Source organism: Promicromonospora sp. NPDC050262 (genome assembly GCF_040655935.1).
GTDB lineage: Bacteria > Actinomycetota > Actinomycetes > Actinomycetales > Cellulomonadaceae > Promicromonospora.
Window position 1 is genome coordinate 176,316 of the sequence record NZ_JBFAKX010000013.1, and the last position, 13,126, is coordinate 189,441.

At 73.4% G+C, this 13,126-nt stretch carries 11 protein-coding genes and 1 pseudogene; 5 read left to right on the plus strand and 7 right to left on the minus strand.

The genetic code is table 11. From position 1 onward, the window contains the following. Positions 1–68: 68 nt before the first annotated feature. From AB0I29_RS19640 to AB0I29_RS19650, 3 genes are all read right to left on the minus strand, one after another. Positions 69–488 carry a response regulator gene (locus AB0I29_RS19640; protein WP_285101664.1) on the minus strand — a complete coding sequence of 140 codons (420 nt, stop codon included), beginning with the start codon at positions 486–488 and terminating at the stop codon, positions 69–71. Positions 489–594: 106 nt separating this feature from the next. Then, a complete protein-coding gene (locus AB0I29_RS19645) occupies positions 595–2,244 on the minus strand; it encodes an ATP-binding protein (RefSeq protein WP_357484623.1) in 1,650 nt (549 codons plus the stop codon). After that, positions 2,241–3,620, minus strand: coding sequence for a fused response regulator/phosphatase (locus AB0I29_RS19650; RefSeq protein ID WP_285101455.1), 1,380 nt, complete (start codon positions 3,618–3,620; stop codon positions 2,241–2,243). The genes AB0I29_RS19645 and AB0I29_RS19650 overlap by 4 nt, the downstream gene beginning before the upstream one ends. Positions 3,621–3,741: 121 nt before the next feature. On the opposite strand from AB0I29_RS19650, the gene AB0I29_RS19655 reads away from it, so the two are divergent. Further along, positions 3,742–6,012 carry an AAA family ATPase gene (locus AB0I29_RS19655; RefSeq protein WP_357484627.1) on the plus strand — a complete coding sequence of 757 codons (2,271 nt, stop codon included), beginning with the start codon at positions 3,742–3,744 and terminating at the stop codon, positions 6,010–6,012. Between the two features lie 116 nt (positions 6,013–6,128). Beyond that, on the plus strand, positions 6,129–7,367 hold the full coding sequence (gene serA / locus AB0I29_RS19660; RefSeq protein WP_285101451.1) for a phosphoglycerate dehydrogenase: 1,239 nt from the start codon (positions 6,129–6,131) through the stop codon (positions 7,365–7,367). 45 nt (positions 7,368–7,412) lie between these two features. Here serA and AB0I29_RS19665 read toward each other — a convergent pair whose 3' ends face one another. After that, positions 7,413–8,021 (minus strand): helix-turn-helix domain-containing protein, encoded by a 609-nt coding sequence (locus AB0I29_RS19665; RefSeq protein WP_357484631.1) that lies wholly within the window; start codon positions 8,019–8,021, stop codon positions 7,413–7,415. A 148-nt stretch (positions 8,022–8,169) separates the two neighbouring features. Here AB0I29_RS19665 and AB0I29_RS19670 point away from each other — a divergent pair, with 148 nt between their 5' ends. Next, positions 8,170–9,087, plus strand: a complete 918-nt coding sequence (locus AB0I29_RS19670; RefSeq protein ID WP_357484634.1) for an SDR family oxidoreductase — start codon at positions 8,170–8,172, stop codon at positions 9,085–9,087. Here the strand turns inward: AB0I29_RS19670 and AB0I29_RS19675 are convergent. Further along, positions 9,057–10,256, minus strand: coding sequence for a sulfotransferase (locus tag AB0I29_RS19675; protein ID WP_357484637.1), 1,200 nt, complete (start codon positions 10,254–10,256; stop codon positions 9,057–9,059). The genes AB0I29_RS19670 and AB0I29_RS19675 overlap by 31 nt on opposite strands. A gap of 177 nt (positions 10,257–10,433) precedes the next feature. Here AB0I29_RS19675 and AB0I29_RS19680 point away from each other — a divergent pair, with 177 nt between their 5' ends. Beyond that, positions 10,434–11,729 carry a cytochrome P450 gene (locus tag AB0I29_RS19680; protein WP_357484640.1) on the plus strand — a complete coding sequence of 432 codons (1,296 nt, stop codon included), beginning with the start codon at positions 10,434–10,436 and terminating at the stop codon, positions 11,727–11,729. Positions 11,730–11,821: 92 nt separating this feature from the next. Here the strand turns inward: AB0I29_RS19680 and map are convergent, their stop codons facing one another. Next, on the minus strand, positions 11,822–12,598 hold the full coding sequence (gene map, locus AB0I29_RS19685) for a type I methionyl aminopeptidase (RefSeq protein ID WP_285101442.1): 777 nt from the start codon (positions 12,596–12,598) through the stop codon (positions 11,822–11,824). Positions 12,599–12,665: 67 nt separating this feature from the next. Between map and AB0I29_RS19690 the strand changes: the two genes are divergently transcribed. Next, positions 12,666–12,956: a helix-turn-helix transcriptional regulator gene (locus AB0I29_RS19690; RefSeq protein WP_285101440.1), complete on the plus strand. Its 291-nt coding sequence runs from the start codon at positions 12,666–12,668 to the stop codon at positions 12,954–12,956. On the opposite strand, the pseudogene AB0I29_RS19695 reads toward AB0I29_RS19690, so the two are convergent. Next, positions 12,944–13,126 (minus strand): annotated as a pseudogene (locus AB0I29_RS19695) (hypothetical protein); the annotation flags it as partial. The gene AB0I29_RS19690 and the pseudogene AB0I29_RS19695 overlap by 13 nt on opposite strands.

Sequence of the window (13,126 nt, forward strand, 5' to 3'; positions counted from 1 at the left end):
TCTGGTCCAACGTCGGGACGGCCGGGTGTCTTCCCGTTACGCCCACAGCGTCGCGAGCAGTTCCCGGCTCACCTGCCGGGCAGCCGCACCACGGACACGAAGAAGTCGTCGATCTGGCGCACCACGTCGATGAACCGGTCGAAGTCCACCGGCTTGGTCACGTACGCGTTGGCGTGCAGCGAGTAGGAGCCCACCACGTCCTCCTGGGCGTCCGACGTGGTCAGCACCACCACGGGGATGTGCCGCAGCATCGGGTCGCCCTTGGCGACGGCGAGCACCTCGAGACCGTCCATCTTCGGCAGGTTGAGGTCGAGCAGCACCAGGTCAGGGGTCGGCACCTTGGCGTACTGCCCCTGCTTGCGCAGGAACTCCAGCGCGCTCACGCCGTCGCCGACCACGGAGACGTTGTTGGCGACGCGGTGATCCTCGAACGCCTCGCGCGTCATCAGGACGTCGCCCGGATCGTCCTCCACGAGGAGGATCTCCATCACTTTCTGACCGCTCACGTTGACCACCCGGCCCGTACCTGTCCCATGGAGTCCTCATCGGCGGGCCCCTTCGTCGCGCCCCGCCGTCGGCCCTGGTCAGGCCGCTTCATTGAAGCGTAGTCGACTGGGCCCGTTCGGTCGAAAGGCGCCCCGTCGCGGGTTGCCCCTGCCGCCGGGCCAGGGTGAACCGCACGATGGTGCCGCCGCCGTCCGCCGGCTCGATCCAGATGCGGCCCTTGTGGTACTCCACGATCCGTTTCACCAGCGAGAGGCCGATGCCGGTGCCCGCGTACTGCTCGCGCGAGTGCAGGCGCTGGAAGATGACGAACACCCGCTCCGCGTACTGGGCGTCGATGCCGATGCCGTTGTCCACCACCGAGATCTCCCAGTGCGCCCGCATGCTGCGCACCTCGATCCGCACGTTCGGCGTCCGCTCCGGGTCGCGGAACTTGAGCGAGTTGCCGATCAGGTTCACGAAGATCTGCTGCAGCAGGGCGCGCTCGCCGTGCACCACGGGCATCGGGTCGTGGACGATCTCGGCCCCCGACTCCGCGATCCGCTCCGACAGCTCGGACAGCGCCGCGGTGAGCACGCCCTCCAGCTCCACGTCCTCGCGCGGCACGCCCGTGCGGCCCACCCGCGAGAAGCTCAGCAGGTCCTGGATGAGCCGCTGCATGCGCTTCGCGCCGTCCACGGCGAACTCGATGTACTGGTCGGCGCGCTCGTCGAGCGACTCGCCGTACCGCTTCTGCAGGAGCTGCGTGAAGCTCGCGACCTTGCGCAGCGGCTCCTGGAGGTCGTGCGAGGCCACGTACGCGAACTGCTCCAGGTCGCGGTTGGACCGCTCCAGCTCGCGCGCCTGCTCGCTCAGCAGGGTGTGCGCGTTCTCCACCTCCTGGTGCGACAGGCGGATCTCCTCCACCTGGTGCACCAGCTCGCGGCGCATCGTCTCCACGTGCATGGCGAGCAGGGCCACCTCGCCCGTGCCGGCGGGCCGGATCTCGCGCCCGAGCACGCCGCTGCTCACCACCCGGACGGCGGCCGTCAGCTCGGTCAGCGGCCGGATCACCCAGGACTCCAGGGCGAGCCACATCATCGTGCCCATCAGCACGACCACGAGCACGAGCGTCGCCACCGCCCCCAGCAGCAGCCGCTCCCAGACCGTCCGGGTGGCCACGATCGCGTCGCGCTGCGCCCCCAGCTCGGCCAGGTAGTGGACGACGGCGGTGTTGGCGGCCGCGTACAGGGCGTCACCCTCGGCGGCCGGCGGGGCCGTGCTGAGCAGCTCCATGCGGCAGGCGACCTGGCCCGCCGGCGCCGCCTCGACGGCCGCCACCACGGGTTCGGCGTACTCGTCGAACCAGGCGTCGGTGCGCCGCACCGCCTCCTCGTAGGCCAGCGCCACCTCGGCGTCCGACTGCAGGGCGCGCCGCTCGACGTCGGCCAGGAGCATGATGCGGCCGCTCGACCCGACGGCGCGCGTCCAGGGCTCGAGGGCGGCCTCGTCGCACGTGGCGCGGTAGGCACGCAGCGACGAGTCGGCGTCGGCGAGCGCCAGGGAGGCCCGCTCGCCGTCCACCAGGGCGCGGTAGTACGGGCCGTCGGCCCGGGCGTCCAGGCCGCGGGACTGGACCAGGGCGAGCACCGCGACGGCGAGCGCCAGCACGAGCATGGCCGCGACCGCGCCGAGCAGCCGCGCGAGGCGGCGACGCATCGACACACCGGTGAACCGGTGCTCGTCCGGCACCAGAGTCATGCCCGCGACCACTCCACCGAGTCGGCCAGGGTCGAGGTGCGTTCACCGGGCTCCGTGGCTCCGGCGCCGGCCCAGCCGACGAAGAGGAGCGCGGCGTCGTCGACCAGGGGGCCGCCGTGCAGCGCGCGCACCCGGCGCAGCACCCGGGTCACCACCTCGTCCGTGCCCTGGTCCATCTCGTGCTCGACGACGCTGCGCAGGCCGTGCGCGCCGAGGCGGGGCATCCGGCCGTGGGCGCTGGGCGGCAGCACGGGCGTGCCCCCGGGGTCGGCGCCGACCGCCGCCTCCACGAGCCCGTCGGTGTAGAGCACCGCGGTCCACACCTCCGGCAGGCGCACGCGGTGCGCGGTCCAGGTGCCCTCGACGGGGATGCCGAGCGCGCGGCCGCGGTCCGACGAGGGCAGCTCCTCGCACCGGTGGGTGGCGGCGGCCTCGCCGGCCGGGGTCTGCGGCACCACGAGCAGCGGCGGGAGGTGCCCGGCGAGGTAGACGTCCATGTGCGAACGGTCCGCCGAGATCACGGCCTGGCAGATGGTGACGAACACCTCGGGGCGGCCGCGCTCGGCCAGGAGCACGCGCTCCAGCAGGGGCAGCACGTCGTCCGCGGGCGTACCGGCCAGCACGAGGGTGCGCCACGCCGTGCGCATGGCGGCGCCGAGGGCGGCCTCGTCGGGACCGTGCCCGGCGACGTCGCCGATGACCGTGACCAGGGTGCCGTCCGGTCGCTCGACGGTGTCGAAGAAGTCACCGCCGAGCAGGCCGTTGCCGCCCGGCAGGTAGCCGACCATGACCGAGACCCGCTCGTCGGTGACGAGCTCCTTGGGCAGCAGCGCGCGCTCCAGCCGCGTGGTCTCGGCCGCGCGCACCTCGCTGCGGAAGAGCGCGATCTGCTGGGCGGCGGAGCGGCGGCGCAGCGTCGCGTAGCGCAGGCAGCGGGCGAGCCCGTCGCCGTCCACGTCACCCTTGACCAGGTAGTCGTCGGCGCCGTTGGCGACGGCGGCGGAGCCCAGCTCGTTCGACGTGTTGCCGGTCAGCACCACGACGGCGGGCTGCACGGGCAGCACCTCGATGCCCTCCATGACGCGGCGCAGGGCGCCCAGCCCCTCGGCGTCGGGCAGGCCCAGGTCGAGCAGCAGGCAGTCCACCGAGACCATGGACAGGATGCCGAGCGCCTCGTCCACGGAGCGGGCACGGTGGAGGTCGGCGCGGAGGTCCGCCTCGACGTCCGCGTCGGCCAGCAGCTCGCTCACGAGGAACGCGTCGGCGTCGTCGTCCTCGACCAGGAGCACCGAGATGGGGCCGTCGAGCCGGGCCGGGCGCGCCTCGGGTCCGGACCCGCCTCCGGGCCTCGCAGATCCCGCCCCGCCCAGTGCCATGGCGGCGATCCTATCCAGCGAGATGACGCCGTGTCAGCGGACAGGCCGACGGGTGGGCAATAATGGTCGGCCGGTTGATAACGACCGGAGTTTTCTCGCTGGTGGCACACGGAGGTAGGGCGTGACGGGAATCGCGGGCGAGCTCGCCCACGAGCAAGCAGTCGTCGACACGATGTACGTCCGCTTGGACACCCTGCGCGGCACCACCGCGAACCGCCTGCGGGACGTGCGCCTGGCGGGTGCCTCGGGCACGCACCAGAACCGTTCCGAGCGGGACGCGTTCGCCACGCTGTACGAGGACCGCGCGGCGCAGCTCGACGCCGTCGAGGACCGGCTGGTCTTCGGCCGGCTCGACCTCGCCGAAGGGTCCGGGGACGGGACGGTGACCCGGTACGTGGGGCGCATCGGGCTGACCGACGCCGAGCACAGGTCCATGCTGACCGACTGGCGCGCCCCGGCGGCCGAGGCCTTCTACCGGGCCACGGCGCTGCACCCGGGCGACGTCCGGCGCCGGCGGCACCTGGTGACCAAGGGCCGTTCGGTGACGGGCCTGGAGGACGAGGTCCTGGACCTCGAGGGCGACATCGACGCGGACGCACTGTCCGGCGAGGGCGCGCTGCTGGCGGCGATGGCCCAGGGCCGCACCGGCCGGATGACGGACATCGTCGCGACCATCCAGGCCGAGCAGGACCGGATCATCCGCTCCGACCTCACCGGGGCGCTGGTGGTCCAGGGCGGTCCCGGCACCGGCAAGACCGCGGTGGCGCTGCACCGCGCGGCGTACCTCCTGTACGCGCACCGGCGCCTGCTGGAGCGCTCCGGCGTGCTGGTGGTCGGCCCGTCGAGCGCGTTCCTGCGGTACATCGACCAGGTGCTCCCCTCGCTCGGCGAGACCGGCGTGGTGTCCACCACGATCGGCGACCTCATCCCGGGGATCCGGGCGACCGCCGTGGACGAGGGGCAGGTGGCGCGGCTCAAGGGCCTGCTGCTGTGGCGCAAGGTGATCCGCCGGGCCGTGCGGGCGCGCGAGCGCGTGCCGCGGCACGACGTCGAGGTGCGGGTCGAGGGGCACGACTTCGTGATCCGCCCGCGCGACGTCGCCGACGCGATCGCGCGCGCCCGCCGCACGCACAAGCCGCACAACCTGGCCCGCGCGTCGTTCGTGCGCGACATGCTCGGCCGGCTGGCCGACCAGTACCGCGACTTCGACGGCGCCCCGCTGTCCTCGGAGGACCGCGCTGCGGTGACCGAGGACCTGCGCTCCGACCGCGACGTCCGCGTGGCGCTGAACCTCGCCTGGCTGCCGATCACGCCGGAGAAGCTGGTCGCGGACCTGTACGCCAAGCCGCACCGGCTGGCCGAGGCCGCGCCGGAGCTGTCCGAGCGCGAGCGGCGCCTGCTGGTCCGGGAGCCGGGCGCACCGTGGACGGAGTCGGACGTGCCGATCCTCGACGAGGCGTACGAGCTGCTGGGCGAGGACGACTCCGTGGCGCGGGCCGAGGCGCGCCTCCTCGAGGCCGAGCAGGCGCACGAGGTCGAGTACGCGCGCAGCGTGCTGTCCGCGACCGGCGCGGGCGGCGGCCTGGTCGACGCCGAGACGCTCGCCTCCCGGTTCGCCGCGAGCGGTCCGTCCCTGACGACGGCGGAGCGCGCCGCCGGCGACCGCTCCTGGACCTACGGCCACGTGGTGGTCGACGAGGCGCAGGAGCTCTCCCCCATGGCCTGGCGGGCGCTGGTGCGCCGTGTGCCGACGCGGTCGATGACCATCGTCGGCGACGTCGCCCAGACCTCGTCGGCGGCGGGCGCGCGCAGCTGGGACCGCATGCTCACCCCGCTGCTGCGTGACGGCTGGCGGCTGTCCGAGCTCACGGTCTCCTACCGCACGCCGTCCACCGTGGCCGACACCGCCCAACGGGTCGCGCGGGCCGCGCGGCTGCCCGTCTCGGAGCTGCGGGCCGCGCGCGACGTCGAGGGCTCCCTCGACGTCGTCCCCACGCCGGCGGGCCCGGACGGCCTGCCGGACCACGGCGTCGTGGTCGCCCAGGCGCTCGGCCTCGTCAAGGAGCTGGTGGGGCCCGACGCCGGCCGGGTGGCCGTCGTCGCGCCCGCGGGCGCCGTCGCGCGCCTGGCCGACGCCGTGGCCGGGGCGCTCGCCTCCGCCGTCGGCGCCGAGGAGGCCGCCCGCCTGTCCGCCCAGCGGCCCGAGGACGCGCAGGTGACCGTCCTGGCGCCGCGCGAGACCAAGGGCCTGGAGTTCGACGCCGTGGTCCTGGTGGAGCCGGCCGCCATCGCCGAGGGCGAAGGCGGGACCAGCGACCTGTACGTGGCGATGACCCGCCCCACGCAGCGCCTCGTCGTGGTGCACGCGCGCGACCTGCCCGAAGGGTTCTGACCCGCGCCCGCCACGGGCGGCCCGTCGTCGGCCTGCGTCCCACCTGCCGTCCCAGCAGGCGGGACGTGGGCCCGATCCGTTTGTCGCTACCGCTCCCCCTGGCGCACCATGGGTGCGTGCAGCGAGCCCTTCTCCTCGAGAACGTCCACCCCACCTCCGTCCCGATCCTCGAGTCGGCCGGGTACGAGGTCGACTACCGCAAGGGAGCGCTCGACGAGGACGAGCTCATCGCGGCGCTCGACGGCGTCCAGCTCCTGGGCATCCGGTCCAAGACCGAGGTGACGGCGCGCGTGCTGGCCGAGAGCGACAGCCTGGTCGGCGTCGGCGCCTTCAGCATCGGCACCAACCAGATCAACCTGACGGCGGCCGCGCACCGCGGCGTCGCGGTGTTCAACGCGCCGTTCTCCAACACCCGCTCCGTGGTGGAGCTGGCGATCGCGGAGATCATCTCCCTGACCCGCCGCATGACGGAGCGCGACCGCGCCCTGCACGCGGGCGTGTGGGACAAGTCGGCGGACGGCTCGCACGAGGTGCGCGGCCGCACCCTCGGCATCATCGGCTACGGCAACATCGGCTCGCAGCTCTCCGTGCTCGCCGAGAACCTGGGCATGTCCGTCGTCTTCTACGACACCGCGGAGAAGCTGGCGCTGGGCAACGCGCGCCGCCTGGAGACGCTGGACGAGCTGCTGGAGACGGCCGACATCGTCACGCTGCACGTGGACGGCCGCTCCGGCAACGCCGGCCTCTTCGGCGAGAAGCAGTTCGCCCGCATGAAGCCGGGCGCGATCTTCCTCAACCTGTGCCGCGGGTTCGTGGTCGACGTCGACTCGCTGGCCGAGCACATCACGTCGGGGCACCTGTCGGGCGCCGCGGTCGACGTCTTCCCGGAGGAGCCCAAGAAGCGCGGCGACACCTTCGAGTCGGTGCTGCGCGGCCTGCCGAACGTGATCCTCACGCCGCACGTGGGCGGCTCCACCGAGGAGGCGCAGGAGGCGATCGGCCAGTTCGTGGCCAAGAAGCTGAGCGACTACGTGACGACCGGGTCGACGATGCTCAGTGTCAACCTCCCCAACCTCCAGCTGGAGCACACGGGCGTGGGTCGCATCAAGCTGCTGCACCGCAACGTGCCGGGCGTGCTGGCCACCGTGAACCAGATCTTCGCCGACCACGGCGCCAACATCGAGGGCCAGATGCTCGCCACGCGCGGCGACATCGGCTACGTGGTCACGGACATCTCGGACGTGACCGAGCGGGGCGCCTCGAAGAAGCTCCAGGCCCTGGACTCGACCATCCGGCTGCGGATCCGCGACGCGTTCGAGCGCCCCGAGTTCCCGCCGGGACCGGCCGCCCGCTGACCGTTCCGGCGGCGCCGGTGGCGCCGCCGGAATCGCCGGCACCGGTCAGGCCGGCCCACCGGGCACGGCCAGCGGCCGCACTCCGTCGATCGCGAGGGAGACGAGCCGCACGGCCTCGTCGGCCGCGTCGGCGTCCCCCTCGGTGACCAGCGAGACCGCGTTGACGAGGGTCAGCAGGTCGATCATGGACGTCTCGCGCCGCACGGCACCGGCGTCCTGGGCGCGTCGTAGCAGCTCGCCGCCGGCGTCGAGCAGCATCGCCCCGCAGCCCGTGCCCGACGGCGGGTGGGCCGGCCCCATCCTCAGCGATGCCGCCAGCCCGCGGGTGGTCGCGCCGTAGACGGCTACCGCCCGCAGCCACGTCACGAGCGCCTCACCGGGATCGTCGCTCGTCGCGAGCTCGCGGGCCTGGGCGCACAGGGCCTCGACGCGGTCGTGGAAGACCTCCTCGAGCAGCGCCTGCCGGGTCGGGAAGTGGCGGTGCAGGGTGGCCGAGCCGACGCCTGCCTGCCGGGCGATCTCCTCGAGCGACGCGCTCGCCCCGGACCGCGCGACCTCGGCCTCCGCGGCCGCCAGGATGCGGTCGTAGTTGCGCCGGGCGTCCGCCCGGAGCGGTCGTGCCGGCGCCGCCGAGGCGGCCGCGGTGTCTGCCACACGAGCTCCAACCAGTGATCGACCGGGGTGTCCCTCCACATCGTAGCCGGGCCGCTCGTTGACAAACGGGGTGCCCCTCCATATGTTGGTCGAACAACCGGGGTGCTACCCCACTTGAGCGATGGAGATACCCGCGATGGAGATGCTGATGAGTGTGACCACCGAGCCGCGCGTGGTGCTGGTGACCGGAGCGAGCTCCGGGTTCGGCCGCCTGACCGTGGAGTCCCTGGCCCGGCGCGGTCACCAGGTGTTCGCCGCACTGCGCGGCGTGAGCGGCCGGAACGAGCGGGCCGCCGCCGAGCTGACGGCGTTCGCGGCCACAGAGGGACTGGACCTCCGGGTCGTCGAGCTCGACGTGACGGACCAGGCGTCCGCCGACCGCGCCGTCGCCGACGTCCTGCGGACGGCGGGACGGCTCGACGTGGTCGTCAACAACGCCGGCGCGATCTTCCCCGGACCCGTCGAGGCGTTCTCGGCCGACGAGGCGCAGCGGCAGCTCGACGTCAACGTGCTCGGCGCGCTCCGGGTGAACCGGGCCGCCCTTCCGCACCTCCGGGAGCAGGGTCACGGCGTGCTGGTCCAGATCGGCTCGGTCTCGAGCCGGGTGACCCTGCCGTACAGCGGCCTGTACGCCGCGAGCAAGGCCGCGCTCGGCAGCCTCACGGAGGCGTGGCGCCACGAGCTGGCGCCCTTCGGCGTCGAGTCCGTCACGGTCGAGCCCGCCCCCTACCCGACCAGCATCGGGACGAACGCCGCCCCGCCCACGGACGCGGACCGGATGATGGTCTACGGCGACGGCATGGGCCGCTTCGTCGCGGAGCTGACCGGACGCCAGGCCGAGGCGGACGAGGACCCGCGGGCGGTCGCCGACGCGCTCGTCGCAATCGTCGAGCTGCCCGCCGGCACCCGGCCGTGGCGCACGGTCGTCGCGCCGGAGGCCCAGCGTCAGGCCGTCGAGGCCGCCGGCCGGGCAGCGGACGACGCCGCCCGGGCCGTGAGCTCCGACATGGGCGTGGCCGCCTTCCTGACCTCCGGTCAGCCGAGCACGGAGGCCGGGATCTTGTAGGCCGAGAACGCGTCGGCCACCTTGCCCTCGTCCAGGCCGTACCGCTCCAGCGTGTACGCGTGCGGGCGGTGACCGCTCCGGTCGAGGGCCGCGGCGAGGTTGGCGTCGTCCGTCGCGCCCCAGTCCAGGCCCAGGGTCTCGAAGAGCCCGTGCACCACCGTCTCGGGGTCCTTCATCAGGTCGTCGTAGACCACGTCGATCACCGCGCCGTCGGGCAGCTGCTCGCGCAGCCCGACCGCGCGCTCCACCCCGCCCGCGGAGATCTTCAGCCAGTCCTGGCCGATCCGCTCCAGGTCGATGCGGCCGGGCTTGATGTACATCGTCTCCGTCGCCTCGGCCATGGAGCAGCCGGAGGCGACGGCGGCGCCCGGCGCCCGGTGCGTCCAGACGAAGCGCGCCCCGGGGAAGGCCCTCAGGATCTCCGGCATCCGCCACAGGTCCATGGGGTGCTTGAGCACCCAGCGCTCCGGCGGCTCGCCGGCGGCCATGATCTGCAGCGCGTCGTGCAGGAAGCGGTAGTCCTCGGTGAGGTCGGCCCCGCCGACCCAGTCCAGGTAGCGCGGCGCCGGACCCCAGGTGGCGAACATCTCGGTGTGGGCGCGCAGCATGAAGTCCTCCTCCTCGCTGTCGGCGATCAGCGGGTGCAGGTGACCCCACGTGGGGCTGAGCTTGGCCACGGTCGCGTACCGCTTGCGGGCCTGCGCGACCAGCTTCTCGCGCTCCGCCTCGGGGCGCGGCAGGCCCAGGTTGTCCATCTCCCACAGCTTGGGGCCGCGGTGGCCGGGGTGCCGGGCGATCAGGTTGTACGTGAGCGTGGTCCCGGTGCGCGGCAGACCGACGACGAACACCGGCGCGGTCACCGGCTCGTCCCGCACCTCGGGCCGGCTCGCCTGGATGTCGCGCACGATCGCGCGGTTGGTCAGCCGGGCCCGGATCTGGTCCTGCGTGCTGGACCAGCCCATGGCGCTCAGGTCGGGGTTGGCGGCGTGGTCCGCCAGCAGCAGGCGCAGGCTGTCGAGGGCCGCGAGCTCGTCGGCGCCGAGCGCGACCCGCCCGCGCTGGGCGTCGTGGAGCAGGCCCTCGAAGACGGCGTCGGGGTCCTTGCGGGTGCGCAGGCCGGGGGCGAGCAGCACGTTGAGGATACGGAGCAGAGGTGTGGCCTGGGGCATAGCGCACATCCTGCCGATGCGGCCGGGCGCCGACAAGCGCCGTCGCGCCCCTTGCCGGATCGTGACCTGCGGCATTGCCACTGGCTATCTCCGACCGCTCGCCGTTAGCATCCCGAGCGAGGGCTTGTGCCCGGTGTCACGAACGACCCGGGGCCGGCCGCCGACGAGAGGGGAAACGTGACCGCATCACCGCCGTCGGGTTCAACGGTGCGCCTGGACGACGTGACCGACCGGACGCTGCTCGTGGAGACGACGGCGGCGGCCGACGCGAACGCGGTGTACGAGCGGCTGCGGGAACGGTGGGGCTCGGTCGCGCCGGTCGACCTCGAGCCCGGGGTGCCCGCCTGGCTGGTGCTGGGGCACTCCGCGGCAGTGGGCGTGCTGCGGGACGACCGCACGTTCATCAAGGACCCCTCGATCTGGAACGGGCACGGCAAGGACCTGCTCGGCCCGGCCTCGACGCTGCACCTCGTGCTGGCGAAGTCCCCGAAACCCACGCTGGCCGACGCCGACGGCCCCAAGCACGCCCGCCTGCGGCCCCCGGTCGACGACGCCCTGGAGCAGATCGACGAGACCCGGGCCGGCGCGATCACCCGCCGGCTGTGCGGCATGCTCATCGACCGGTTCCAGGACCGCGGCCGCGCCGACCTCGTGGCCGAGTACGCCGCGGTGGTCCCCTTCCTGGTGCTGTCCGAGCTCGACGGGCTGGAGCCCACGCAGGCCCAGCGCCTGCAGGAGATCACCCGGGCGATCTTCGAGGCGGGCGCGGACGCCCGCGCGCTGACCGACGAGCTGCGCGAGATCGTCACCGGGCACATCGCCTACAGCCGCGAGCGCGGCACGCGCGACATCGCCGGCGTGCTGTCGGTGCACGACAACTTCGAGAACGACCTCGAACGGGCCCAGACGCTGACGGCCATCACCGCCGCGGCGACCGAGGCGCTCATGGCGTGGATCGCCCAGACGCTCGTGCTGGTGCTGAGCGACCCGCGGTTCTCGCACCGGATCTCGGGCGGCCGCCTGCACATCGACGACGCGCTCGACGAGGTGCTGTGGCGGTCCACGACCAACCCCAACCTGATGCCGCGGTTCGCGGTGCGCGACGTGATGATCGACGACAAGCTGATCCAGCGGGGCGACACCGTGGTGGTCGCCGTGCACGCGGCCAACCACGACCCGCTGGTGCAGTCCGACGACCCGTGGGACACCGTCGGCAACCGCGCCTACCTGTCCTTCGGCGCGGGGGTGCACCGCTGCCCCGCGCCGCGGCTCGGGCGCGTGGTCTCGCGGATCGCGGTCGCCGAGCTGCTGCAGCGCCTCCAGGTCACGCTCGTGGGCGACCCGGACGAGGTCGAGTGGGCCACCAGCCCGTGGATGCGGTTCCCGGCCCGGCTGCCGGTCACGTTCCCCTCCCCGCACGAGCAGGCCCCGTCGCCCCGACCCCTCTTCCCGACGACGGCGCCGCGTCGGTGAGCGACGAGGAAGGCCCCCGCGCGTAGCCTCGGGGGCTTCCGCTCGTACTTCCTTCGTGGACTGGGAGCCACGGCGGGCGGCGGCCGAGGCCGCTACCGCGGCAAGGTGAGGATCTCCGCCCCGTCGTCCGTGATGGCGATGGTGTGCTCGCTGTGCGCGGTGCGGCAGCCGGTCGCGCTGCGCAGGGTCCAGCCGTCGCCGTCGGTCACGAGCTCGTCGGTGTCCGCCATGACCCACGGCTCCAGCGCCAGCAGCAGCCCCGGGCGCAGCCGGTAGCCGCGGCCGGGCCGCCCGGTGTTCGCGACATGCGGGTCCTGGTGCATGGTCGACCCGATGCCGTGCCCGCCGAACTCCGTGTTGATCGGGTAGCCGGCCGCGCCGAGGACGGTGCCGATGGCGTGGGACAGGTCGCCGATGCGCGCCCCGGGCCCGGCGGCGGCGATCCCCGCGGCCAGCGCGCGCTCGGTCACCTCGATCAGGGCGACACTCTCGGCGTCGGCGGCCGGGGCACCGCCCACCACGAAGCTGATCGCGGAGTCCGCGGCGATCCCGTCGAGGGACACGGCGAGGTCGAGCGTCAGCAGGTCGCCGTCGGCGAGCCGGTAGTCGTAGGGCATCCCGTGCAGGACGGCGTCGTTCACGGCCGTGCAGATGTAGTGGCCGAACGGCCCGCGGCCGAAGGACGGCGCGTAGTCGACATAGCAGGACTGCGCCCCGGCCGCGGCGATCATCTCCCGGGTCCACCGGTCGATGTCCAGGAGGTTGGTGCCGGCCGTGGCGCGGTCCCGCAGCGACCGCAGGATGCCGGCGACCAACGCGCCCGACTCCTTGGCGCGGACCAGCTCGGCAGGGTTGAGGATCTCGATCATGGGGTGCCCTTCGCACGCTTACCAATAACTATCCCGGCCATGTTATCCCGGTATTAGTATTGGCATCATGGTCAGGTTGCCGCTCACCCCCGCCGAGGTCGAGCGCGGACAGCGCCTCGGCTCCCTTCTGCGTCGCGCCCGCGGGAACCGCTCGATGCTGGAGACCGCGCTCGACGCCCGCGTCTCCCCCGAGACCCTGCGCAAGATCGAGTCGGGCCGCGTGGCCACGCCCGCGTTCTCGACCATCGCGGCGATCGCCGGCGTGCTGGGCCTGTCCCTCGACGAGGTGTGGGCCGAGATCAGCCGGCCCGACGGCGCCCGGGCGGGCGCGGGGTCAGCAGTGCGTCAGGTGGGGTGAGTCCAGGAGAGGTCGGGTCGACACGACCGGGCGACGGCTCGACCAGGTGGCCCGTGAGCTGGGCGCGGTTGCCGAGGTGGTGGGCTGGGTCGGTAGGCGATCGTGCCGTGGGTGGGGGTGGTGTGGCAGCCGATCTGGTAGCGACTGCGTGGGGTGTGTCCGGGTGCGGG